The organism is Acidithiobacillus ferrivorans (genome assembly GCF_016250455.1).
Taxonomy (GTDB): domain Bacteria; phylum Pseudomonadota; class Gammaproteobacteria; order Acidithiobacillales; family Acidithiobacillaceae; genus Acidithiobacillus; species Acidithiobacillus ferrivorans.
The window spans coordinates 768,664-792,780 of record NZ_CP059488.1 but is presented as its reverse complement, the minus strand read 5'-3'; the positions used below and the strand labels follow the sequence as shown (position 1 = coordinate 792,780).

At 54.6% G+C, this 24,117-nt stretch carries 25 protein-coding genes; 17 read left to right on the top strand and 8 right to left on the bottom strand.

Going from position 1 to position 24,117, the window contains the following annotated elements; genetic code table 11:
- Nucleotides 1-27 precede the first annotated feature (27 nt).
- The 7 genes from dsrE2 to H2515_RS04020 form a co-directional block, all read right to left on the bottom strand.
- The gene (gene dsrE2 / locus H2515_RS04050; RefSeq protein ID WP_014029821.1) at nucleotides 28-498 is read right to left on the bottom strand and encodes a sulfur carrier protein DsrE2; all 471 of its coding nucleotides are present in this window, start codon (nucleotides 496-498) and stop codon (nucleotides 28-30) included.
- Between the two features lie 44 nt (nucleotides 499-542).
- A complete protein-coding gene (locus H2515_RS04045; protein WP_014029822.1) occupies nucleotides 543-773 on the bottom strand; it encodes a sulfurtransferase TusA family protein in 231 nt (76 codons plus the stop codon).
- Between the two features lie 120 nt (nucleotides 774-893).
- Entirely contained in the window at nucleotides 894-1,226 is a 333-nt protein-coding gene (locus H2515_RS04040) for a rhodanese-like domain-containing protein (RefSeq protein ID WP_014029823.1), read from the bottom strand.
- Between the two features lie 100 nt (nucleotides 1,227-1,326).
- Nucleotides 1,327-2,355, bottom strand: a complete 1,029-nt coding sequence (gene moaA / locus H2515_RS04035) for a GTP 3',8-cyclase MoaA (protein WP_065413148.1) — start codon at nucleotides 2,353-2,355, stop codon at nucleotides 1,327-1,329.
- Between the two features lie 63 nt (nucleotides 2,356-2,418).
- A complete protein-coding gene (locus H2515_RS04030) occupies nucleotides 2,419-3,357 on the bottom strand; it encodes a dimethyl sulfoxide reductase anchor subunit family protein (protein ID WP_198660954.1) in 939 nt (312 codons plus the stop codon).
- 9 nt (nucleotides 3,358-3,366) lie between these two features.
- The gene (locus H2515_RS04025; RefSeq protein WP_014029826.1) at nucleotides 3,367-4,059 is read right to left on the bottom strand and encodes a 4Fe-4S dicluster domain-containing protein; all 693 of its coding nucleotides are present in this window, start codon (nucleotides 4,057-4,059) and stop codon (nucleotides 3,367-3,369) included.
- Between the two features lie 18 nt (nucleotides 4,060-4,077).
- A complete protein-coding gene (locus tag H2515_RS04020) occupies nucleotides 4,078-6,936 on the bottom strand; it encodes a molybdopterin oxidoreductase family protein (RefSeq protein ID WP_198660953.1) in 2,859 nt (952 codons plus the stop codon).
- Between the two features lie 178 nt (nucleotides 6,937-7,114).
- Here H2515_RS04020 and H2515_RS04015 point away from each other — a divergent pair, with 178 nt between their 5' ends.
- A complete protein-coding gene (locus tag H2515_RS04015) occupies nucleotides 7,115-7,420 on the top strand; it encodes a hypothetical protein (protein ID WP_014029828.1) in 306 nt (101 codons plus the stop codon).
- Between the two features lie 3 nt (nucleotides 7,421-7,423).
- Here H2515_RS04015 and moaC read toward each other — a convergent pair whose 3' ends face one another.
- Entirely contained in the window at nucleotides 7,424-7,933 is a 510-nt protein-coding gene (gene moaC / locus H2515_RS04010; RefSeq protein WP_198660952.1) for a cyclic pyranopterin monophosphate synthase MoaC, read from the bottom strand.
- Nucleotides 7,934-7,989: 56 nt separating this feature from the next.
- Between moaC and H2515_RS04005 the strand changes: the two genes are divergently transcribed.
- The 16 genes from H2515_RS04005 to lipA all read left to right on the top strand — a co-directional run bounded on the left by H2515_RS04005 (nucleotide 7,990) and on the right by lipA (nucleotide 24,108).
- Nucleotides 7,990-9,519, top strand: coding sequence for a PhnD/SsuA/transferrin family substrate-binding protein (locus H2515_RS04005; RefSeq protein WP_198660951.1), 1,530 nt, complete (start codon nucleotides 7,990-7,992; stop codon nucleotides 9,517-9,519).
- The gene (locus H2515_RS04000) at nucleotides 9,516-11,096 is read left to right on the top strand and encodes a sensor histidine kinase (protein WP_172804426.1); all 1,581 of its coding nucleotides are present in this window, start codon (nucleotides 9,516-9,518) and stop codon (nucleotides 11,094-11,096) included. The genes H2515_RS04005 and H2515_RS04000 overlap by 4 nt, the downstream gene beginning before the upstream one ends.
- Before the next feature lie 30 nt (nucleotides 11,097-11,126).
- A complete protein-coding gene (locus H2515_RS03995; protein ID WP_035192267.1) occupies nucleotides 11,127-12,497 on the top strand; it encodes a sigma-54-dependent transcriptional regulator in 1,371 nt (456 codons plus the stop codon).
- A 714-nt stretch (nucleotides 12,498-13,211) separates the two neighbouring features.
- Nucleotides 13,212-13,724 carry a thiosulfate oxidation carrier protein SoxY gene (soxY, locus tag H2515_RS03990; RefSeq protein WP_014029833.1) on the top strand — a complete coding sequence of 171 codons (513 nt, stop codon included), beginning with the start codon at nucleotides 13,212-13,214 and terminating at the stop codon, nucleotides 13,722-13,724.
- A gap of 36 nt (nucleotides 13,725-13,760) precedes the next feature.
- Nucleotides 13,761-14,093, top strand: a complete 333-nt coding sequence (soxZ, locus tag H2515_RS03985; RefSeq protein WP_035192269.1) for a thiosulfate oxidation carrier complex protein SoxZ — start codon at nucleotides 13,761-13,763, stop codon at nucleotides 14,091-14,093.
- Between the two features lie 374 nt (nucleotides 14,094-14,467).
- Nucleotides 14,468-15,001: a DUF302 domain-containing protein gene (locus H2515_RS03975; RefSeq protein ID WP_232821539.1), complete on the top strand. Its 534-nt coding sequence runs from the start codon at nucleotides 14,468-14,470 to the stop codon at nucleotides 14,999-15,001.
- Between the two features lie 18 nt (nucleotides 15,002-15,019).
- A complete protein-coding gene (soxB, locus tag H2515_RS03970) occupies nucleotides 15,020-16,747 on the top strand; it encodes a thiosulfohydrolase SoxB (protein ID WP_198660949.1) in 1,728 nt (575 codons plus the stop codon).
- Nucleotides 16,748-17,026: 279 nt separating this feature from the next.
- Nucleotides 17,027-18,070 carry a rod shape-determining protein gene (locus H2515_RS03965; protein WP_035192271.1) on the top strand — a complete coding sequence of 348 codons (1,044 nt, stop codon included), beginning with the start codon at nucleotides 17,027-17,029 and terminating at the stop codon, nucleotides 18,068-18,070.
- Between the two features lie 24 nt (nucleotides 18,071-18,094).
- On the top strand, nucleotides 18,095-18,934 hold the full coding sequence (gene mreC / locus H2515_RS03960; protein WP_065413143.1) for a rod shape-determining protein MreC: 840 nt from the start codon (nucleotides 18,095-18,097) through the stop codon (nucleotides 18,932-18,934).
- Entirely contained in the window at nucleotides 18,931-19,407 is a 477-nt protein-coding gene (gene mreD / locus H2515_RS03955) for a rod shape-determining protein MreD (RefSeq protein WP_035192273.1), read from the top strand. Before mreC ends, mreD begins: the two co-directional genes overlap by 4 nt.
- Nucleotides 19,404-19,688 carry a hypothetical protein gene (locus tag H2515_RS03950; protein WP_198660948.1) on the top strand — a complete coding sequence of 95 codons (285 nt, stop codon included), beginning with the start codon at nucleotides 19,404-19,406 and terminating at the stop codon, nucleotides 19,686-19,688. The genes mreD and H2515_RS03950 overlap by 4 nt, the downstream gene beginning before the upstream one ends.
- Nucleotides 19,685-20,779 (top strand): rod shape-determining protein RodA, encoded by a 1,095-nt coding sequence (gene rodA, locus H2515_RS03945; RefSeq protein WP_198660947.1) that lies wholly within the window; start codon nucleotides 19,685-19,687, stop codon nucleotides 20,777-20,779. Before H2515_RS03950 ends, rodA begins: the two co-directional genes overlap by 4 nt.
- Before the next feature lie 140 nt (nucleotides 20,780-20,919).
- On the top strand, nucleotides 20,920-22,086 hold the full coding sequence (locus H2515_RS03940; RefSeq protein ID WP_198660946.1) for a D-alanyl-D-alanine carboxypeptidase family protein: 1,167 nt from the start codon (nucleotides 20,920-20,922) through the stop codon (nucleotides 22,084-22,086).
- A 165-nt stretch (nucleotides 22,087-22,251) separates the two neighbouring features.
- A complete protein-coding gene (locus H2515_RS03935) occupies nucleotides 22,252-22,518 on the top strand; it encodes a YbeD family protein (RefSeq protein WP_035192275.1) in 267 nt (88 codons plus the stop codon).
- Nucleotides 22,515-23,153 (top strand): lipoyl(octanoyl) transferase LipB, encoded by a 639-nt coding sequence (lipB, locus tag H2515_RS03930; protein ID WP_035192276.1) that lies wholly within the window; start codon nucleotides 22,515-22,517, stop codon nucleotides 23,151-23,153. The genes H2515_RS03935 and lipB overlap by 4 nt, the downstream gene beginning before the upstream one ends.
- A 1-nt stretch (nucleotide 23,154) precedes the next feature.
- Entirely contained in the window at nucleotides 23,155-24,108 is a 954-nt protein-coding gene (gene lipA, locus H2515_RS03925) for a lipoyl synthase (protein WP_065413141.1), read from the top strand.
- Nucleotides 24,109-24,117: the final 9 nt, after the last annotated feature.

The window sequence follows — 24,117 nt, the reverse complement described above, 5'->3', positions numbered from 1 at the left end:
TGTTGGCCCGCAGTGCAGATCGGCAGTTCACATAAAGAGTGTGATATCAGACTCTCCGGCAAACTCAAAGAACGAGGCAGCACCACCAAGTTCAATTCCGTCAATAAAATCCGCCGTATCAAAATCGAAAAGATCAACGGTCATCTGACAGGCAATCATCCGCACTTCTGCTTCAACACAGAGTTCACGCAGTTCTTCAAGACTAGCAACACCTTTTGCCTTCATTTTGCTCTTCATCATGGACGTGGCCATTCCTTCCATGCCCGGAAGCACCATCATCAGTGTCGGCATGGGTATCGGCATTGGCATTGCGGGATTTCCAAGCGGGCTCACGCGCAGATGGCTCAAGTCCTTCTTCAACAACTGCAAGCCGTAGAAGGTGAAGAATATCTCCACCCCATAGCCGAGCGCTGCTGCGGTAGATGCCAGAATGAAGGGCGGATAACCCCAGTCCAGAGTGCCCTTCGTGGCAATAATTGCTAATTTTTTCTCGTCCATTGCTTTGTGCTCCCGGTCGGGCTTCGCTTCCCAACCTTATTAAGTTAGGCCTTCTGGATAAAGAAGATGAATTCGCCAGCGGCTTCCGCATGCTCCAGCAGAGGATTCTTGGTCTGCTTGGCAAATGCTTCGAAGTCCTTTACGGCGCCTGGATCAGTAGCAACAATCTTCAAGACCTGTCCGGAGGTCAGTTCACCAAGCGCCTTCTTGGTGCGGAGAATCGGTAGCGGGCAATTCAGTCCGCGGGCGTCGAGTACTTTGTCTTCTTGTACCATGAGTTAACCTCCTCAGTTATAATGCCTGAAAAACTACTTGCAAGACTCTATCAGGAAAAGCATGAACAGCAAGGCAAATATTTTGATTTGATGATTAAGCACCCCTATTTTAGAATATCCTTATTTACCTGGCAGCTGCACAATGGGCAAGCCCCGATTGGCCCATGCAGATATTCCCCCATGCAAATTAAGCACTTGGCTAAAGCCCTGTGCTGCGGCAAAGGCCGCTGCCTGTGCCGAACGCCCACCGCTCAGACAGTAAAAAATGATCGGTTGCGATTTATCCAGCTGCTGCAGTGACATGGGCAGCAGGTGCAAGGGCAGGTGTTTGGCACCATCGATGACCCCCCGGGCGACTTCGCCGGGCGAGCGCACATCGATCAAGGTGAACACGCCCCCCTGTTCCGTTAAGGTATTAAGCTGATCTGCGGTGATTTCTTGAAAACCGTACATGCGTCACTCGTTTACATGAAAGAAAGGTTAATTGATCAGTCTACACGATGCTCCGCACAGCGTGTAGCACCAGTTACCGGCAACGTCAGAACCCCAGAGGCTACCCCCCGAGTCGCATCATGAACACCCTCGCAGAACGGCTTGGGTCATTTACAAACTGATGTCGCTCCGGTTTATCGCGCCAGATACCCTGAATAATGGCCTCGGCAATTTGTCTGTCACTATTCGACCCCCGTATAAGGGGCAAAAGTTCCAATCCGTTATCCTGACCCAGACAATGTACCAGGCGCCCCGCCGCCGTGAGCCGTACCCGATTACAAGTTGCACAAAAATTATCGCTGATGGGGGTAATAAAGCCCACCTGGGAACGCACTGCCGGAAGCTGATAAAGACGGGCCGGACCATTATCCGCAGGCCTGGTCACGGGTGGCAGCGGACCGAATTGCTGCTCTATGACTTGCTGCGCTTCCGCGGCGCTCAAAAATTGTACGTCCTGGGCGTCCGCCCCAGCCTCGCCCAGGGGCATAGTCTCAATAAAGCGTATGTCGATATCGCGCTGCATCGCATACTCCACCAGCGCGGGCAGGTCATTTCCATTATCCTGGCGAAGCAGCACGACATTGAGCTTAATCCGTGGAATTTCCGCGAGAATAGCTGCTTCGATACCGCTCAGCACACGCTGCAAGTCACCGCCCCGGGTCACCCGGGCAAAGACTTCAGGATCAAGACTGTCGAGACTGATATTTAAATTATTGACGCCTGCCTGCCGCAGAGCCTCTGCGTGACGCCCTAACAGCAACCCATTTGTGCTGATACTGATCTTGCCCACACCGTGACGACGTGCGGAGCCGACGAGAGCAAGAATCTGCGGATGAATGAGCGGTTCGCCACCCGTAAACCGCATATGGCGGACGCCGAGCTCGCTGAAAACACGAATCAGGCGATCATATTCTTCTGCCTGAAGATGGTCGTCCCGCGCGAAGAAGGGGGTCCCCTCTTCAGGAGAACAATAACTACAGCGAAAGTTGCAGTGCTCAGTCACCGAAATTCGCAGGTAGGTGACATACCGACCAAACTGGTCCGCTAATGCGGATTCCCGTATCGGTTCTGCAAGGAACCTCTGCAACATGCCTTCCACTCCTTGGGGATTTCTCCCTCAGAAATCTATACTAGACCTCTTTTAAGATCGAGTTCAACACTGCTGGCGACCATGATAGAGGTTGACCACATGCTGTGCTTCGACAAAAAACAGCCAGCGCTCCACACCGATTCCGAAGATGACCGACAGAACGGCAATCCAGGCGAAGGCTGGCTGTCCAGTGGCCATACTGATCACCAGTGCGACAATAGGAATGACAAAGGCGAAGATAAACATCATGACCTTGATGCTCCGCGCTTTAGCCGTCGGCAAGGTATGCCCGAATTCTTCCGTCAGGAAGGTACCAAAGGTATGTCCCTGTTCCAGAATGCGCACGGTAGAACGATTGAAACCGATAGCGGTACGTATGGTCGGTCCACCTGGACGACCGATCCAGAAATAATAGATCCCCTTCATGACGGCGGACGCAGCCAACAGGGCCAGAGCGACACCCACCAGCGTGCTCGCCGGAGCGCCCATGATAATCCGCTCTGCGGCCAACACCGTAGCACCGATCGCCAGGCCCATGGCGTAAAAATTGGCGGGGACCAGCGCTGTATTCCACTGACGAATCGTACGCAGTACCGCGTAAATCATGCCTTGGCAGAAAATGGTGACCAGTCCGACCACCCCAGCTAGATTCAACAGAATCAGCCCGGCGGTGTCGTGGGTACCACCGGTGAAGAAAACCCAGCTCAGATAGAGCGCCGCGAATGGATAATAGAGCACCGCAAAAACACCCTCCCGCGCCAGCCAGGAAGTGCGCCAGCGGGTAAAGGCTCGCCAGGCATTCTTGGGATTTGCGAGATGGGCCGTGGAGGACAACATCCCGATACTGACGAAAACGAGGGAGAGAATCACCGCGACCATCGTCTGCAACGGATTAAGACCTCCGTCAATCTGGAAGTCATTGACGATGGCCGTAAGGGCCATGATGCCAAAACCGCCGCCGGAGAACAGGGTCAGGAATATAACTGCGAGAGCCGGATGCATGGGATTTCCTTAACGCTCAACCACGCGATTGACCCACTCCTTCACCTTGCGAACAGCCTTTTTCTTGAGCTCTTCGGTCGGGATGGGGGCGTGGACACGAGGGGGCAAATAGTGATTTGTGGGGTTGTAATCAAGCTCGGGCATAAGCTGGTAACCACCCCGGTCGCGTACCGCCCGGCTCACCGGGCTTTCCGGATCGTCCACATCGCCGAACATACGGGCGTGTGCCGGGCAGGTCAGCACGCAGGCGGGCTGCCGCTCTTCTTCCGGAATCTCCATGTCGTAAATGCGGTCGATGCAAAGCGTGCATTTCTTCATGGTGCCGGAGACACGATCCAGTTCGCGGGCGCCGTAAGGGCAGGCCCAGGAACAGTAGTTGCAGCCCATGCATTTATTCTGATCGACCAGCACAATACCGTCTTCAGCGCGTTTGTAGGAGGCTCCGGTCGGACACACAGTCACGCATTCAGCGTTCTCACAGTGCATGCAGGACATGGGGAAATTAATGGTTTTGTTGTGGGGGTAGTCGCCCACCTCAAAGTGACGGATGCGGTTGAACCATACGCCCGAGGGCTTGGCGCCATAGGGGTCGTAGTCCGTCAGCGGCGCTGTTGTACCGCTGGTATTCCATTCCTTACAGGCCACTGCGCAGGCATGGCAACCTACGCAAGTGTCCAGATCAATGACCAAACCGAGTCTCATGGCATTCTCCTTGGCGCCTCAGGATTTCAGGTTGACGGGCCTGTGGGTGTGATAACGCAGCACATCAGGGGTAGGGGTGTCTCCAGGTAGAGGCTTTATGGTTGGGAATACTGGCCAAGTGCCCTCTTCTCCCGGTGCTGCCGGATAGATCTTGACCATCAGGTCATACCAAGCAGCCTGTCCGGTGATCGGATCGGAATTCGTCAGGCGTCGTTCACCCTGCTTGGCTGGCAGCAGTTCGGAGATGAGATGGTTCATCAGGAAACCACGAGTCGCTTCGGCAGCCTCGGGTTTCAATCCCCAGGCACCTGATTGCTTGCCAATGGCATTCCAGGTCCACACCGTATCTGCCTGGCAGCCTTCGATGAGCTTGACCTGCACACGAATTTTACCGTTGTGACTCTCTACCCAAACCCAGCTTTTATCCTCAATCCCCATCTGCAGGCCGCGCTGACGGTTCATATAGAGATAGTTCTGGGCGATGATCTGACGCAGCCAGGCATTCTGGCTGTCCCAGGAGTGGTACATCATCATCGGTCGCTGGTTGACGGCGTAGAAAGGATATTCCTTCTTATCGATGCGCTGCTGCTCTAAAGGCTCATAGAAATCGGGCAGCGGATCAAAGTAGGTTGCCAGACGTTCGCGATCCACCGGATCTTTGGGCTGCGGCCCATCGTAAAGTCCTTGTCCCGCCAAACGGAAGCGCTGGAAGGTCTCAGAATACAATTCGATGACAATAGGATCAGCCGTCGGATTGAAGCCAACACGCTGCGCCAGCTCCAGATAATCCTTGTTGGCAAAGCGGTAAAAAGCCATGGATTCCGGCAGGTGATACTTGAAGAACCCTTGATTTTCGATATACCGATCCCACTGGTTGGGGTTTGGCTCGCCACGCAAATGGCTATTACCATCCGCGCCACGCCAACCCGCCAGGAAGCCAATACCCGGCGCCCGCTCATAGTTAATGATGAAGTCTTTATAACTCGTAAACCGGGGCTCTCCATTCTCTTTGGTGAATGCCGGAAACTTGAGACGACCGGCGATATCCACCATCACTTCCTGCCAGGGCCGCACATTGCGGTCGGGCTGGAGAATGGGATGACGAATGGAGTCACAAATGGCGTCCGGTTCCGAAATGGGGCGATCAAGCAGAGAAATCGCGTCGTAGCGCTCCAGATAGGTGGTATCAGGCAGAATCAGATCGCCGAAATTGACCATTTCGGAATGGAAGGCATCCACGACCACAAGGAAGGGGATTTTGTATTCGCCATCGTCGTCCTTAGATTTAAGCATCTCCTGCACGTTAGCCGTGTTCATGGTGGAGTTCCAACTCATGTTGGCCATGAAGAAAATCAACGTGTCGATAGCATAGGGATCTTTGTTGACCGCGTTGGTGATTACCATGTGCATCAGGCCATGGTTGGCGATCGGTGCCTCCCACGAATACGCCTTATCGATGCGTTTGGGTTGACCATTTTCATCAATGACCAAATCCTCCGGTGCCGTGGGAAAACCCAGCGGCAGGGACTTGAGCGGCGTATTCGGTGCGCTGTGTTGCGCGGGCTTATTGGGTGGCGGTACCGGCTTGGGGTAGGGCGCTTTGGAACGGAAGCCACCGGGACAGTCGATGGTGCCCAGCAAAACCTGGAGCAGATGGATGGCGCGGGCCGACTGCATACCGTTGGAGTGGGCAGAGATACCGCGCATGGCATGCATGGACACCGGACGCCCGATGAATTTGTCGTGTTTGCGACCCGCCCAGTCGGTCCACTCCACTTCGATTTCAATACTCTCCTTGAAGGCCACATGGGCCATTTCCAAGGCCAGACGCTCAATGGTCTCGGCAGGAATCCCGGTAATCTTGCTGGCATTTTTGGGCGAGAACTGATCGTCCAGATAACGCTCAGTGAGCACGGACATAACGGTGCGCACGGGCCTCCCGTCTGGCGCGCTATACGCGCCAAAGAGGGCGCCAGTGGAACCGGCTTCCATCCCGTTGGCGAAGGCCTCTTTTTTGAGGTCCCAAATCATGGGATGCCCTTCGGCATCCCGCAGAATCAGGCCATCACCCTTTTTGCCGGGGGTGTTGACCACGAGGAAGGGTGCATTTGTGTAGCGCAGGAGAAAATCCCAGTCGAACTGTTCGTTCTGCAAAAGTACATGCACCATGGAGAGTGCCAGCAGTCCGTCAGTGCCCGGCTTGATTGGCACCCATTCGTCCGCAATAGCCTGATAGCCGGTGCGCGCCGGATTGATGCCGACAAATTTACCGCCGTGACGCTTGAGTTTCTCTAGTCCGATCTTCAAGGGGTTGGAAGAATGGTCTTCAGCAACACCCCAAAGCATGAAATACTTGGTGCGCTCCCAGTCTGGGTCGCCAAACTCCCAGAAGGCATGCCCCAACATATACAGGCCCGCAGTGGCCATATTCACCGAACAGAAGCCACCATGAGCAGACCAGTTGAGCGTACCGAACTGCTGCGCCCAAAGGCCGGTAAGTGCCTGCATCTGGTCTCGGCCAGTAAAAAAGGCGAGTTTGTTGGGGTCCGTGGCACGAATGTGGGCGAGCCGCTGAGTCAGGGAATCGATAGCCTCATCCCAGGAGATTTCTTCAAACTCACCGGCACCACGCTCGGTACCCGGCTTACGCCGCAGCGGATTACGCAGCTTCCCGGGGGAATACTGCTTCATGATCCCGGCGGAACCCTTTGCACAGAGAACGCCCTGATTGATCGGGTGGTTGCGATTGCCCTGAATAAATCGCACCTTGTTATCCTCTACCGTGACCTTGATGCCACAACGGCAAGCACACATGTAGCAAGTCGTGTATTTAATTTCCTGCTTGCTGTGGTCTTCAAATTCTGTGGCGCTAGCCATCTTGTACCTCGCGTCTGCATGCACCAAATTAGAGACATCCTTGTTATCCCCGGAATGTTGGCGGAGCAGACCTGATAAAGCAAGTCAGCGTTTTTGATTTTGTAATAAGTAGCTCTTATTTGCTTTGTACCCGGCGCGGTGAGTAGCTTAAGGGTACTTAATCCGAGGAGAGTCACGCATGAATCGCAATGAGTTCAAAGAACATTCGCGCATTACCGTTTCCTGGAAGGATAGAGAAGGCAAGCTGCGCCCCGGCAATTTCTACGTCTATGCTCTCCTCAAGGACGCCATGATCGTCCGCGCCACGGACAAAGACGGCTTGTTACGCAAACTTGCCTTCAGCGACGTGCTGCGCGTGGTGAAGTTTCAGGACGTGGCGCCGCAAGATCGCTACATGATCCCTGATGAGATCCTGAAGGAGGCGAACTGGAAAGATCGGGATGTGATGGTGCGCTACAGTTCTTCACCAAACTGCGGTAAGTAGGTATCAGGCGGAAGGCGGATATGACGTCTGATCTCTCTCCCAGAGGCCCGTCTTGCCGCCGTCTTTCCGCAAGAGGCGGATATTTTGCAGCAGCATCTCGCGATCTATGGCCTTGCACATGTCGTAAATAGTAAGCAAACCCACGGAAACCGCCGTGAGCGCTTCCATCTCGACACCCGTCTGGCCGGCGCAACGCACTTCGCTACGGCAAACAATCCGCGCCGGATCATACGCAGGCGTCAATTCGACTTCGACGCCCGTGAGGAGCAGGGGGTGTGCCAAAGGGATCAGTTCCCACGTTTTTTTGGTGGCTTGAATAGCTGCGATGCGTGCCACCCCCAGGACATCGCCCTTCCCGATCCGTCCAGATTCTATGCACTCCAGCGTCGCTACCGCCATGACGATTTCGCCCGCCGCCAGTGCCGCCCGAATGGTCACCGTTTTTTCACCAACGTCGACCATGTGCGCTTCCCCAAGCACATTAAAATGATTGAGACTATCGAGACTTGACATAAATCTGGCACTCCTTTTGCTTAATGCTATGGACATACGCAACTCAGGAAGCGGACATGACCTTTCCAAAACGCCTCTGGCTGTGGATGATTCTCTGTTTTTTCAGCATCTCTGCGCAAGCCGATCTGCGCTTTTTGCTGCCGCCGGTCAGCAGCCCGGCGGTGATGTATGCCGCGTTCACGCCGCTCGCCAAGTATCTGAGCCAGGCAGTAGGCCAGAAGGTCGTCCTCAGCTTCAGTGCCAACCTGGAAAACTTTTATAATGAGGCCGAGAAACCGACGGCACAGATTGTCCTGTTCTGCCCGATTTCCTATATTCGCACCGCGCATACCGAAGCCTACCGACCACTGGTTGCGGTGACCCCCACTCCTGGCGGGAATCATAGTGTGATTGTCGTACGCAAGGATAGCCACATTCATAGGATACTCCAGCTCCGCAACCAGAGCTTCGTGATGGGCGATCCGGCCTGTGCGGCTTCATCGCTGATTCCCCTGTCGCTGTTCCACGAAGTGGGACTCACGCGCAAAAGCTTCAGCACCTTTCGCCAGAGCGGCTCTGACCAAAGCGCTCTGATGGACGTGGCCGCACGTTTCTATGATGCAACGGCCGTAGCAGAAAACGTGGCGGCGCCCTACTTGCGTTCAGGCAGTTTGCGCATTATCGCCCGCGCTGATGTAGGGCCAGGCGACCTGCTAGCAGCCTCATCCGAGGTTCCGGCGGCAGTACGATCGCGCCTGACCGCCGCTTTTTTACAGGCTGATCGGACCGATCCAGCCGCCCTCCATGCTTTGGGTGGGCTGGCTGCGGGCTTTCAGCCCATCAGCGATGAAGACTACAATGTACTGCGTACGCTCTATAAGGACATACATGGTGTCGCCTTGAATCCCAAGATTCGGCAGGAAGCATTGACACTCGGTATCCCGCCCACGTTCACCCCCCTCTCCGCCTATCGTATTTTTGCGCCACTGCAAGCGACCTTATCTCAAATCACCCAGCGCCCTGTCCGGATCGTCATCCCCCGTAATGAGAACGCATATGTCGCAGATGGACGCAAGGGCCGTTTTGACTTCGCCTTGCTGACGCCCAAAATGGTACCTGCGGAAAAAAAATGGATGATTCCGCTCGCAGAATCTGTGCCGTACAAACACGAACAGGGGCTAGCCATCATCGCGCGCGATGCCCCGCAGGGGACCAAACTTAGATTATCCGACCCGCTGTCGGTCGCCTACGCCAGTCCCTATTGCAGTGGGAAGTCTATTATGACGAAAAAACTGCATAAACTCGCAAACGGGCGCACTATCGTTTGGTTGGCCGTCGGATCAGAGCGCGCCGTATTCACCCATTTAGCCGACGGCAAGGCGCAATTGGGCGTTGTTCGGGTAGCAACCATCACTGCTCTGGAAAAGGAGTTACCTGGAACCTGGTCTATTATACAGAATGCGGGAGATGCACCGGCCTGGACACTGGCTGCCAATCGGCAGTTGTCGGCGGAGTTGCGTGATCGTGTGGAAAAGAAGGTCCTGGCGCTACCCGCGGAGGCCATGAAGGGCACGGGCTTTCAGAACTTTAGTTCGCCCAGGCCATGAGCAGTTCTTTCAAGGACGACCAGGTATCGGTGCGCGGCAGCGCGTCTCCGGACCCGCATGAGGTAAGCACATTACCCACCTTCTTGGCGCGCTTCGTGCGCAATTTGACCCGGTCCTATATCGTGGTGGTGCATCCCATTTTTCGGTCTTGGCAGAATATGACCTGGCGTGCCAAGAGCATGGCTTTTGTGCTCTTGCTGGTGGCCCTCATCTATCTTTTGATTGCCCTCTTCTTGTATACCTCTGTACGCACGGATCTTACCAGTCAGGTGCAGACTGAACTGATGCGCCTGACCCAGAATCTGGCTAGCGACGCCGCCGATCCGTTGCTCCTCAAGGATGGCGGCAAACTCAGCAAGCTAGCCAACTCCAATAATCCTTTAGTGCGCTCGATCGTGGTGGTTAACCACTTGGGCGTTATTGTCGCCAGCAAGAATATTTCGCAATTGGGGCAAGTCCTCCGGCTGCCACTGCCCGATATGGCGAACCATCAGACCGATCAGTTTATAGCCCCTATTCTGGCGGGCGGGCATCGCCTCGGGGCTGTCTGGGTGAATAGCGACCGTCAGCAAATTGCTGAACTGGTCAACCAGCGATTGAATCGCACGACCAGCCGTTTGCTGATACTTGGCTTGATTACAGCTTTACTGGGTTTGCTGGGTGCTTACCTGGTGAGTTTGGCAATGACGCGTCCAGTACTGCGGCTCCTTGGCGAGATTGAGAACATGGGAGCACGACTAGGCCTTGAGGAACGTCCGACAACACCGTGCCAACAACAACCCCTGTCCGGGGATGAATTGCATCGTCTGGAACGTGCTTTCCGCCTGACAGAGCAACGTCTCAAAGAGCACCTAACGGAACTTCGGCAGTTACATCAACGCCAGCAAGCCATGCAATGTATGGCCACTATCGGTGAGATGTCGGCGCAAGTGGCGCATGAAATTCGCAATGCCTTGTCATCTCTGCGCGGCGCCGCACGCTATCTGGTACGCCATGGGAACGAGGAAAATCAAGGGGATTTTATTTGCATCATTGAAGAGGAAGTACAACGCCTCTACGACATGACTCAGGGCTTTCTCGATTTTGGCAGGCCCTATGCCGCTATGCCCGTGGATATAGAGATCCGCAGTTTGCTGAAACATAGCGTACAGCGCCACACCATCGATCTGGAGGCTAAGGCCATCACCATTTCTGTGGATTGCCCTCCGTCGCTACACGCAGTGCTGGACCCATCGCTGATCGGGCAGGCACTCAGCAACCTGCTCCTCAATGCCATAGATGCCCTGCCACCAACAGGTGGTCATATCTTCCTTTACGCAGAGTCGCTGCCATACTACCAACTCAATATTGGTGTCCGCGATAACGGTCCTGGCATACCCGATGAAAAACGCAGCACCATTTTCAAGCCTTACGTCACCACCAAAACCAAAGGCAGCGGACTCGGGCTGGCTGTAGTTACCAAAATCATGATGGTGCATGATGGCGGGGTAGAACTACGTGCCACAGCAAGCGGTGCAGATTTTGTCCTGCATTTGCCGCTGCGCCTCCCCGCTCAGGTCAAAAATAGGTTAAGTTAGAGCCATTCGAAATTCAGCAGCGAGTAGTCCATGACAAATCCTGTATTGATTGTAGAAGACGAAAAAAATCTGCGCCGTGTACTTGTCGCTGTCCTAGAGGCGGAAGGCTACCCGACCATCGCGGCGGAAAATGCCGAAGAAGCTCTGGACATGATACAGACCAAGCATCCCGCCCTGGTTCTGACCGATCAGCGACTGCCCGGACTCTCAGGAACAGAGCTGTTGCGCCGGATTAAGGAAACGCACCCAGAGATCCCAGTCATTATCTCCACGGCCTACGGAGAGATTGAACAGGCCGTGGAAGCCATCAAGGCGGGGGCCGAGCATTATCTGACCAAGCCGGTCGATGAAGGCGAGCTTATTGCCCTCATTCGCCAGACTTTAGCTCGGCACGGGGAATCTCTGCCGCCGCTGCACCGGGAGCTGCGCCGATATGGCCTGATTGGCGTGAGTCGTGTCATTGAGACGTTATTGGAGACTATTGATCTGGTAGCGCCAGCACCATCAAACGTACTCATCACTGGAGAATCCGGTACCGGAAAGGAGCTGGTTGCGCGCGCGCTGCATCAGGCGTCGCCACGAGCCGAGCAGCCTTTTGTCGCGTTCAACTGCGGTGCCATTCCTCTGGAACTGGTGGAAAGTGAAATTTTTGGCTATGAGCGCGGTGCTTTTACCGGCGCCACCCGAGCTCAGGCGGGCAAGCTGGAAATGGCGGCCAGTGGCACGCTCTTCCTCGACGAAGTCGGTGACATGCCACTGCCCATGCAGGTCAAAATGTTACGTGCCTTGCAGGAACGGGAGTTTACCCGCCTCGGCACTCATCAGCCACAACGCCTTGCGGCCCGCATCGTCGCGGCCACACATGTTGATCTCGCGAAGGCAGTTAGTGATGGCCACTTTCGTGAAGACCTGTACTATCGCCTCAATGTGATTCCGCTCCATATCCCGCCGTTGCGGCAGCGACGAGCCGATATCGCACCTTTGGTGCACCATTTTCTGCGACAAATTTGTACGGTTATCGGCCGGGATCCCATGGTCACCATCGCTCCAGACGCCCTGGCCGCCCTGGAGGCATATGAGTGGCCAGGGAACATCCGTCAACTCGAGAATCTTCTGGAACGAATGGTTGTCCTCAATCGCCATGGCCACCTCCAGCGGAGTGATCTACCCGCCGAAATTGCTCGACACCAAAGCGATAACGCTTTCCCTACTTCCAGCAGCCCGTTCGACCTGCCAGCGCTCGAGCGCCAAACCGTACTCAACGCGCTCGAAAAGACCCGGTTCAACCAGAGCCAGGCGGCAGTTCTCCTGGGAATCAGTCGCAAACAACTGCGCACCAAAATGAAGAACATCGGACTCCTGGGTGATCAGGATGGTGAAGACGACACCATCGACACCTGATGGAAGAAATAAACGGGACACGCTATAACAAACTGGCCCTTTTGGCGCAGCAGAAGCCACCCAGAATGCACCGCACGACACTCCTGGGATCGGCACCACCGATCCCAGACAACAGCAATCCCGCCCGACATACCACGCCTCTTTACATAACTTGAATTAAAACAGGCTGATTTTATCTGATGTTCAAAGCTCTGCGTCGGCGCATCCCCCCACATCATCGACGACAATATCAATCGCCGCCCGGCAACAAGCGTGCAAGTTTTCTTTGGCATGAAAGCTGCTAGATATCCTTGCCGCACCCGTGGAATTTTCAGCGTCAGAGGAACATTTCAATGCAGCGCAGCTTGAGTCGACTTGTCAACCTGATGTTACTGGCTAGCTTTTCATCCGCTCTGCCTTTCGCGGTGATCGCGTACGCCACTGTCGCTGATTCCACGATCCATAATATTGAAACTGGCGCACTATCGCCGCTGATCGTGCAAACGGGACTTGCTTGGCCTGTCATGCGCACCCCGGCGGAAGCATGGCGGGGAAGGTAGGCGCGGCATGGCCCATAAAGGGTATCAGCTTTCAACAGAGGTTTCGGAGCAAAGAAAAGTTGGTCTATTTTCTCGGTGATTCTGAAAATCTGTTCCCTTACGCATGGTACCGGGATTTGGCAAAAATGTGGTCTTTGAATTAAACCAGAGAGCAAACTTAAGGAGACTTTTTGTGATGAATAACACGATACATAGACGCCAGTTTTTGGGTACTACTTTAGCCACTGGGGCGGTCGCCGCCGCAGCGGGAATCGGCCTGATAAAGCCCCAACTGGCCTTTGCAGATAATGTACCCGGCTGGCCCGCCAAGGCCTTTGATGCCAAGGTTCTTAAAGATGCTATGAGCAATGCCATTGGCAAAACACAAGTGGCTGTTTCACCAAAAGTTAAACTGACTGCACCGTCCATCGCTGAAAACGGTGGTGCAGTGCCAGTCACCATCGAAATTGATTCGCCGATGACCGCCGATGACTATATCGCCACGGTTTACTTGTTCGTGGATCACAACCCGACCCCCCTTACCAGCCAGTTCACCTTCACTCCGGCTTGCGGACAGGCTTATATTCAGGAACGCATCAAGATGGCCAAGACGGATAACGTCCGCGTGGTAGCGAAAACCAACAAAGGTGAATTCATGGCCTCAGCACCGCGTGAAGTCAAAGTTACTATCGGTGGTTGCGGCGGTTAATTCCAGAAAACTCCAATTTTACAGAGGATATCATTCATGTCAGAAAATATCGGCAACCCCATGATTCGCATGGAAAGCAGCGCAAAAAAAGGTGAGATTATCGAAGTGCGCTCGTTGATCATGCACCCTATGAGCACCGGCCTGATGAAGGATAAGGCGGGCAAGATTATTCCCGCTCATATCATCCAGACAGTAAACATTACGTTCAATGACAAGCCACTCCTGAATATCGATTGGAGCACCGCAGTGAGCACCAATCCCTATCTGGCCTTTAAATTACGCGCGGAAGACAGCGGCACCCTGAAGATGGTCTGGAAAGACAACAAAGGTGGGGTTTGGAGCGCCGACGCCAAACTGACCGTAGCCTGATTTTATGCGTGCCGTCCGGAAATCTCTAGCCAATATCAAACGGCAGTGCCGCTATGACTACGCTGCAGACCAATCTTACATCCCTTTTCGAGAGCTGCCGATACCGGGAGTCGGCGCTTACTTCCCGACCTGTCGGGTCACGTGACCTGCCGAGAATACGCTGCAAAAACGTATGGAAGGATGGGACAAAAAAGCAGGGACGGCAGCGCAAGTTCCGGAGAGCATGGATTATTGCAATCCGGAATATTTCATGAGCCATTTAAGTACTGGCATCAGGATCAATGTTCCGGGCTATCGGCCCTCATCGAAGCCACCGAGCGACACCCTTCCTCTGGAACAGCTCTCCTGAAACAACCAACTAACGGGAAATACAAATGATGAATATACTCAAGACGATTTTCGTACCAGCCACCCTCCTGTGCAGTGCATTGTTATTTTGCGGGCCTGCAGTTGCCGCAAACATTGCGGCACCGGTGTCCGGGATGCCAGCTATCAATACCAGTACCCCCCTCTACATCGTGAATGTGCAAAAGGGGGTTACCCCTGCACAAATAAAGATGGGGATCCAGAGTGGTGCGGAGGCAGAGAACATGAATCTCGTAGGCTCTTTGGATGTTCAGCAGGGACTCAAAGCACGCGGCATCAAGAACAGCCAGCCTTATGTTATCTATGAGGTATGCAATCTGGTGTTGGGGGCTAAAATTCTCAAGACCACTCCAGAATTCGGCGCCTTTGCACCCTGTAAAATTGTGATGTATGAACAGGGAGGTCAACTTAAACTTATGACCTATTTACCCACCTATGCCCTGAGATACTTTCCGAAGAATGCCGAGTCCGCGAAGGTCGCCAAAGAATTGGATCGGCAGATTATTACAGTGATGAAGCAGGCTGCGGCCGGTGGGCTTTAAGCACTATTGGAGGATTCCATGAATTTAGGAAGACGTGATTTTTTGCAGTTGATGGGTATCGCAGGGGCCGCAAGCTTTTTTTCGCCCGGTGCTGCGCAATCTGCTTGGGGTGCTGAGGCTGATCCCTATGAAATTCCCGACTATGGTAATGTGACTTTATTACACATGACCGATTCCCATGCCCAGCTTTTGCCGGTCTGGTGGCGGGAACCCGATACGAATATCGGTGTTGGGCCGGCGCTTAACCAAACACCCCACCTTTGTGGGAAATGGATGCTGGATTATTATGGAGTAGCCACACCGGCATCTAACGAATATGCCTATTCTTGCCTCGACTATGACACCCTGGCCCACAAATATGGGAAAATTGGCGGTTATGCTCACATCGCCAGCCTGGTCAAGCGGTTCCGGGCGCAGCGCGGAGATAAGGTGCTCATGTTGGACGGTGGCGATAGCTGGCAGGGTTCGGCAACCAGCCTCTGGACCAAAGGCGCGGATATGGTCGGTGCCCAGAACTTACTTGGCGTCGACGATTTTGTCGGCCACTGGGAGTTCACCTACGGTCAGGATCAGGTGGAACATCTGGTCAAAACCGAACTGAAGGCAAACTTTCTGGCACAGAACATCTTTAGCAATACCTGGCAGGAACTGGTATTCAAACCCTACCACATTCATGAGGTAAGCGGACGCAAAATCGCGGTGATCGGCCAGGCTTTTCCGTTCACGCCCATCGCCAATCCTGAGCGTTTTATGCCCGACTGGGGCTTCGGCATCCACACCGAACATATGCAAAAAATGGTAACAGAGTGCCGTGAACAACATCATGTTGATCTGGTCGTCGTGCTCTCTCACAATGGCGCTGATGTAGATAAAAGAATGTCGTCTCTGGTGAACGGTATTGACATCATTCTCGGGGGGCATACCCACGATATTATGGGTCCAAAGCCATTTATGGTGAATAAAACCCTGATCATAAATACCAGCACCAACGGCAAGATATTGGCCAGATTTGATCTGGATGTGGGTAAAGGCAAGCTGAATGGCTGGCGTTTCCACTACCTACCGGTATTCTCTAACCTGATCAAAGAGGATGCTGAAATGGCCGCATACATTCAAAAGGTCCGCGCACCTTACAAAGATAAGCTTGCGCAGCCCTTGGCGACCACCGAAAGTCTCCTCTATCGGCGTGACAATTTTAACGGCACTTTTGACCAGCTTATCTGCAACGCATTGCGTGAAGAAATGGACTGTGAGATATCTTTTTCACCGGGATTCCGCTGGGGCTACTGTAAACTTCCGGGCGAAATAATCACCATGGAAGATGTGATGGGACAAACTGCCATCACTTATCCTCAGGTAACCGTTAACACCTATACAGGCGAAGAAATCAAAAGCATCATGGAACAGGTCGCTGATAATATTTTCAACCCCAACCCTTATTATCAACAGGGTGGAGACATGATTCGGGTCGGCAATATTCAATACGACTTCAATCCTGATGAAAAAATTTATCACCGCTGCAGCAACATGCGGGTTGGTGGTAAATCCATGTCACCCACTAAAAAATACAAAGTGGCCGGCTGGGCATCCATGAAGCCCGTGGAGGGTAAACCCATTTGGGAAGTTTTCGCCCATTGGCTACAGTCCAAAAAGCAGGTGCGCGTAGACAAACTGGATCTGCCCGTGCTCAACAAAGATATGGCAAGCAACCACGGCATTGCCTTCCCGAAGTCCTACGATTTATAAACTGTTGTAGATAACAGGCGTAACGCACCGGCGCTCAGCGCCGGTTTTTTTGCGCCCGTCGTGCTGATTTCTGCCGAACACCCAGCCTGCTCGGCGTCCACGCAGGTTCAGACACCCCTCAAAACGGATGCTGCAGCCATTCCATCCACTGGCTTCATGGCTTTGGTCTCGGCCATTGCTCATGCTAGACTGCTCCATGCACATGGCTTGTTGCGGATGCAGTGACCTTACTGTCCCTTCGAAGCGGTTTCTTCCACTTTCAGCAAGGCTTTCAACTTGATGATATTCAAAAGAATTCTTGGACTTTTCTCCACCGATCTCGCCGTGGACCTGGGCACGGCCAACACCCTGATTTACGTGCGCGGCAAGGGTATTGTGCTGTCTGAACCCTCCGTGGTAGCCATCCATACCGGGCGACATGGGGCCACCAGCCGTCGGATGTATGTCGGGGAAGAAGCCAAACGTATGCTGGGCCGCACACCGGCCAATATTACGGCAATCCGACCCCTGAAAGACGGCGTGATTGCCGATTTTCAGATTACCGAGGCCATGCTCAAGCACTTCATCAGGCGTGTGCACCATCAACGCTTCTTGAGCCCAAGCCCGCGGATCATCGTCTGTGTACCCTATGGCGCAACGCAAGTAGAACGGCGAGCTATCCGTGAGTCGGCGATGAGCGCGGGTGCCCGTGAAGTACACCTGATTGAAGAGCCGATGGCGGCTGCCATTGGGGCCGGGATGCCCGTTGCGGAACCAACTGGCTCTATGGTGGTGGATATTGGCGGTGGCACCACCGAAGTTGGTGTCATCGCGCTGGGTGGGGTGGTCTACTCCCAGAGCGTGCGTGTCGGTGGCGACAAAATGGATGAGGGGATCGTCAACTACATTCGTCGCAATTACGGCATGCTGATTGGCGAGACTACCGCCGAAGAGATCAAGAAGAGGGTGGGCTGTGCCTATCCCGGTCAGGAAGTACGCAGCATGGAAGTACGCGGACGCAATCTCGCTGAAGGCGTTCCACGGACTTTTACGATTACCAGCAATGAAATTCTTGAAGCCCTTCAGGAGCCATTAGGAGCAATTGTCGGCGCTATCAGACTCGCACTAGAGCAGACCCCCCCCGAACTCGCCGGTGACATCGCTGAACGGGGCATGGTATTGACCGGCGGTGGCGCCCTCCTCCGCGATCTCGATCGCCTGATCATGGAGGAAACAGCACTACCGGTCATCGTTGCGGAGGATCCACTAACCTGCGTGGCGCGGGGCAGCGGCCGGGCGCTCGAAGAGCTGGAGTTGCTGGGTGAGGTATTTGCTGACGATTAAGCTTACGGCCTCTCCTGAGCTACCATGCCTGCATTGTTTTTTCCTCGTCGCTACCCGCCGCTCCTTCGCGTAGCGGTACTTGTTCTGTTGTCCGTATTTGTTTCAGTGTTCAGCGAAAAACATCCCAACATAAAAAGTGTTTCTTTGACCATGGCTTATCCGGTGCAATGGATAAACATGCAGGAAACCGGCTTCTGGCAGCAGGTTGACAACTACCTGCAAAGTCGTGCTGCGCTAGAATCCGAAAATATCAAACTACACGCTGAGCTCATTCGTGCCCAGCCCAAACTATTAGAAGCAGATATCCTGCGTAACGAAAACCGTCAGCTTCTTGCGTTACTTGACAGTATCCCCCAGCCGCCTGGGAAAGTAACCGTCGCACAGGTTATCGCGCAGAATTTCTCACCTGGGAGCCAATTGTTAACCGTCAACATAGGCGCGCGCGCCGGAGTATTTGTCGGGCAACCCGTTCTTGCCGCAGGGGGAGTGGCTGGCCAGGTAATCCGTGTTTCTCCTATGAGCAGTCAGGTGGCTCTGCTTTCTGATCTGGACAGCAGCATTCCCGTACAACCCGCAGACGCGGACACGCCCTTGCTGGTAGACGGCAGGGGGGATATCGATCGCCTTGCAATACCCTTTCAACCGCGCAACACCTCCCTCAAGGTCGGCGACAAACTCGTCACCTCTGGCTTAGGCGGGCGTTACCCACCGGGATTGAATGTCGGTACGATTTCCGCAGTGATCCATAATGGTGACCAACCCTTTGCACAGATTGCAGTGCAACCCGCTGTTCGCCTGGGACAGCTGAATACGGTGCTTATGCTCTGGGACCGTCCATTCCCACAGCCCGCAGTTACACCATGATCGCCATCGCGCTCATTCTCGGTTTTTTCTTTGCGCTTACTGCAGAAACCATTCCCTGCGGCCCATTTTATGCGTTACTCCATCCTGATTTTGTTGCTCTGCTGCTCCTCTATTGGGCGATCAGCAGCAGCTCTGAACTGAGCTTCACCATCGTCTGGCTGATTGGTCTGTTTCAGGATATGGTACTCGGAGATGTACTGGGAGCCCAGGCCATCGCCGGGGTTATTATGATTTATCTGCTCTACACCAGCCTTGGCAGAGTCCGTCGCCTGTCGTCCTGGGAGCAGCTGTTCTTTATATTTCTATTACTGCTCATGCATCGTTTGCTGGTCTGGTTGTGGCAAGCTTGGGCAGGGGTTATCACATGGCACTTTTCGCTGCTCTTAGGGCCCTTGATCGGCGCTCTGCTGTGGCCGCTTTTTACGCTAGCCCTCGATTATCTGCGTCACACATTACGCCCGCGACGTCCATGAGCGCATTGCAGCCCACCCAAAAATATCGACAATGCGTTCGTCGGCTTCTCGTCGTGGCGGGACTGATCGCTCTGCTTGCCGCCCTATTGGCTATACAGGTATTCAGGCTGCAGGTAGGGCATCACAGCCAATCCAGCCGTAACACTATTGCGTTACGGCAAGGACACCCAGGCAATATTGCCTATGCGCCCGCCGATCATCCGCATATCGCCGACCTCCTTGCCAGAGCAGCAATCGATACCCACCTCAATATTGCGACAGGGCCGGAGATCAACCCATGAACTGGCACATTCGCCTGCTGCGGCCACTACGGAAACTGGACCCGGCACTCATGACGGGCATCGTGATACTCATGCTCATCAGCCTCGCGGTACTATATAGCGGCAGCCAGGAAAGTGTCCGCGTGGTGCTTGCCCAATTATTGCGATTCACTATCGGCATCGTCGTATTGGTAATCGTCGCCAATACACCACCTGAACGCATTCGCGCCTGGGCACCCGCCTTGTACGCCATAGGTATCATCCTGCTCACTATCACCCTCGTGGTGGGCAAAACCGATCTTGGCGCACGCCGCTGGCTGGGAGTCGGACCGTTGACTTTTCAGCCCTCGGAGCTTATGAAACTCACCCTGCCGCTCTTCCTCGCCTATTACTATTCCCAGCAGGAAAACGTCCGCCACTGGCTTTCTGCTGTCGCGGGATTTGTGCTTATTGCCCTCCCCTTTTTGCTCATCGCCAAGGAACCAGACCTGGGCACAGCCGCACAAATTGGTGCTGCCGGGATCTTCATGATGTGGCTGGCAGGAGTACGCCGCCGCTGGTTTGTCGGGCTCATCATCCTGGTCGCAGTCAGCGGACCAGTACTCTGGCATTTTCTGCACGGCTACCAAAAAGAGCGCATCCTGATTTTCCTGGATCCTCAACGCGACCCCCTCGGGGCGGGATACCACATCATTCAGAGCATGATCGCCGTAGGCTCTGGTGGATTTTGGGGAAAGGGCTGGTTCAACGGCACCCAGGTCAACCTCGATTTTCTGCCAGAAGCCCAAACCGATTTCGTTTTTGCGGGATTTGCCGAGGAGTTTGGTCTGGTCGGGGTTATTGTCCTCATCTCTACCTACCTGCTCATTGTCTTGCGCGGCCTGGTAATCGCCTATGAGAGCCGGGATTCTTTCGGTCGCCTCATTGCCGGCACCCTGAGCCTGACTTTCTTCCTTTATATTCTCATCAATATGGGCATGACTACCGGGATCCTACCCGTGGTAGGAGTGCCTCTGCCACTGATAAGCTATGGCGGGACAGCCATGCTGACTTTTATGATCGGGTTGGGTATCCTGATGTCGGTCCACGCCCATCCGCGCATGCACGAATAATGCGCTTTCTCCCCAAAAATGTTGGTTTTGGGCACTGCCTGCCGTACCCCGGCATGGCTTTCTGCCGGGGCATCGCTATAATTCCGGGGATACCCAAAACCATTCCAAATTTCAATCAGCGCTCACTACTGAGGCCCCTCATGATTGTCCGTACTTCCCTGATCACCCGAATGCTCTTGTTGTTCGTCGGCTGGTGTCTCGCTCCTTGGGCGTTTGCTGCGACCCCAACCCCCATGCTGCCCACACCGCCAGCACCGGCTTTGCCTGCCATCGTCAGCTATGTGCTGATGGACTACGATACTGGGCAGATTATCGCGGCCAAAAGTGAAAACTTGCGGCGGGCGCCGGCCAGCCTCACCAAACTTATGACGGCTTATCTAACTTATCAGGCTATTCAGGACGGCACCCTCACTGCTCAGGAAAGCATCCAGATCTCCAACACAGCCTGGAGGACGGGGGGCTCCAGTATGTTTGTCCAACCCAATGCACCAGCGAATGCCGATCAATTACTGCATGGACTGCTGATTGATTCAGGGAATGACGCGGCGGTGGCGCTTGCGGAAGCGGTGGCTGGCAGCCAGTCAGGCTTTGTCACCCTGATGAACGACATGGCCTTGCGCCTCAATCTGCACAACACCCATTACAGCAATGTCGATGGTCTGCCAGACAGCAACCTCTATACCACCGCGCTGGATGTCGCCAAGCTGTCGCACGCACTCATTCAGCAGTTCCCGCAGGTGATCCAGATTACCAAAGAAAAGTCTTATACCTATAATGGTATTACTCAGCGGAGCTGGAACCCCGTACTTTTCCGTGACCCTACGGTGGACGGGCTGAAAACCGGCCTGACCGACGCCTCCGGTTATTGTATTGATGCTACCGCCATGCGGCAGGGTCGCCGTCTTATCGCCGTTGTTCTCGGCGGGCCGAACTGGGCTGGCAGCACCAATGCCGTCGAAGCCCTGCTCGATTACGGATACCGATTTTTCATCGACCATCCGGTTTATACGGCCGGGGAAAAAGTCCGCGAGATCACCCGCAGCGATTTATCGCCCATGCATATCCCCGTAGGGGTCGAACAAGCCGTGAACCTTACGGTTCCGAAAGGACATTTTTCCGAGCTACAGCGCGTGGTAGAAATCACACCCAATCTCCAGGCTCCGTTAAAGAAAGGTGCAGTCATCGGGCGACTCGTCCTCCTGCTGGATGGCAAGCAGCTGAAGTCCGTGCCAGTTGTCACCCAGACTTCTGTGGAGAAGGCGGGCTGGATAGCGCAGATCTTTCACCGGATCAGTAACGCACTGTAAGCAAAAGATGCTGAAGTTACGACAGCAATGCCGCCAGCTTCCTCTGAACCACCGCCCATCCAGGCACCGCAGGTCTTCACCTCAGACGGAGGAAGACTTACCATGATCAGGAGATACCATGGATTGGTCCTGTCCGACGATGACACGAGGGGATTACGAGACGCTATGGAAACCGAAAAAAATCCAGCAGCAGACTTTCCGCACCTGCACCATGTCAAGGCCATTGGTCAGCACGCTGATCTACTCGCGGCGGTGCGTGCGGCGATCGCACCTCATGCACCGGACTTGCCGGACATGGCTTTCTCCTGCCGACCCAGCAGTCAGGGACAATATCAGGCCGTCACGGTTTCCCTGGAGATCAACAGCCATGAGCACCTCCTGGCTGTTTATAGCTCCGTCAAAGGGATTGATGGCGTGATCCTCTGCTTATGAATACGCCCATACTCATTCGCTGCTGGCCAGGGTTGCTTCCTTACTTCACAGTGCTGGACGCCATGCGCGAATTCACGTCCCAGCGAGATGCCGACACGCCGGATCAGATGTGGCTTCTCCAGCATCCTCCGGTTTTTACCCTCGGACGCAATGCTGACGCGGCAGACGTTCTTGACCCTGGCCCCATTCCGGTCATTCGCAGTGATCGCGGTGGCAAAGTCACCTATCATGGACCGGGACAATGGGTAGTCTACTTGCTCATCGATCTACCCCGTATAGGAATCAACGTCCGGACCTTAACCACCGCCATGGAACAGTCCGTCATTCATCTGCTCCAGCAACGTGGCGTGACTGCTCATGCGCGTCGCGATGCTCCCGGAGTCTATGTGGGCGATGCCAAAATTGCCTCCTTGGGCTTGCGTATTCAGCATGGTCGCAGTTACCACGGCCTCAGCCTCAATACCGAGATGGATCTGAGCCCATTCCAGCGTATTCATCCTTGTGGCATGGTCAATCTCGCCGTCACTCAGGTGCATGACCTCTGTCCGGACTGGTCAAGTCGTGATATTGCCGAAACTCTGATGGCGCAATTGGCTATCAGCCTGGATCGCCCCTTAAGAAAAGGAGGGGCCTGACATGGACCCCCAACATAATGCTAAAAAAGCCGAGCGCGGTGCCGAAAAGACCGCACGTAACCCCATACCCATCATTCCAATAAAGTCCGAACGCCAGCCCAAGCCCCAGTGGTTGCGGGTACGATCACCCTTGACCCCCGAGGTGGACAGGCTCAAAAAGATTCTGCGTGCAGCGGACCTCCACACGGTCTGTGAAGAGGCCTCCTGCCCCAATCTGGGCGAGTGCTTCGGCGCTGGGACGGCGACCTTCATGATCCTCGGAGACATTTGCACCCGTCGCTGCCCCTTCTGTGACGTGGCCCATGGTCGCCCACAAGCACCTGATCCCCTGGAACCTGCGCACCTTGCCCAGACCGTGGCAACGATGGGACTGCGCTTCGTCGTCATTACCTCCGTAGACCGTGATGATTTGCGCGATGGCGGCGCCCAGCACTTTGCTCAGGTTATCTCGGCCCTGCGTGAAAGTTGCCCGGAACTGCACGTAGAAATCCTCGTACCGGATTTCCGCGGCCGGGTAGACAAGGCCTTGGCAGCACTCCGGGAGACACCGCCCGACGTCTTCAATCACAACCTGGAAACCGTACCACGCCTGTATTTGCAGGCTAGACCAGGTGCAGATTATAGCCACTCGCTGCAATTGCTCTCGACTTTTAAGGCACAGCACTCTGCAATCCCCACCAAATCCGGACTCATGCTGGGCCTGGGCGAGGAACTCGATGAAATCCGCACGGTGATGCAGGACTTGCGGCAGGCCGGATGCGAGCTACTCACCCTGGGGCAATATCTGGCACCCTCTCGCCATCATCTGCCGGTCGCCCGTTTCGTTCCACCGGAAGAGTTTCAGCAGTTACAGCAAGAGGGTATGGCCATGGGTTTCCGCCACGTCGCCAGCGGCCCCCTGGTGCGATCTTCCTATCATGCCGAGCGCAGCTTCCATGAGATACGCAGGGACTGAGCGGAGCCA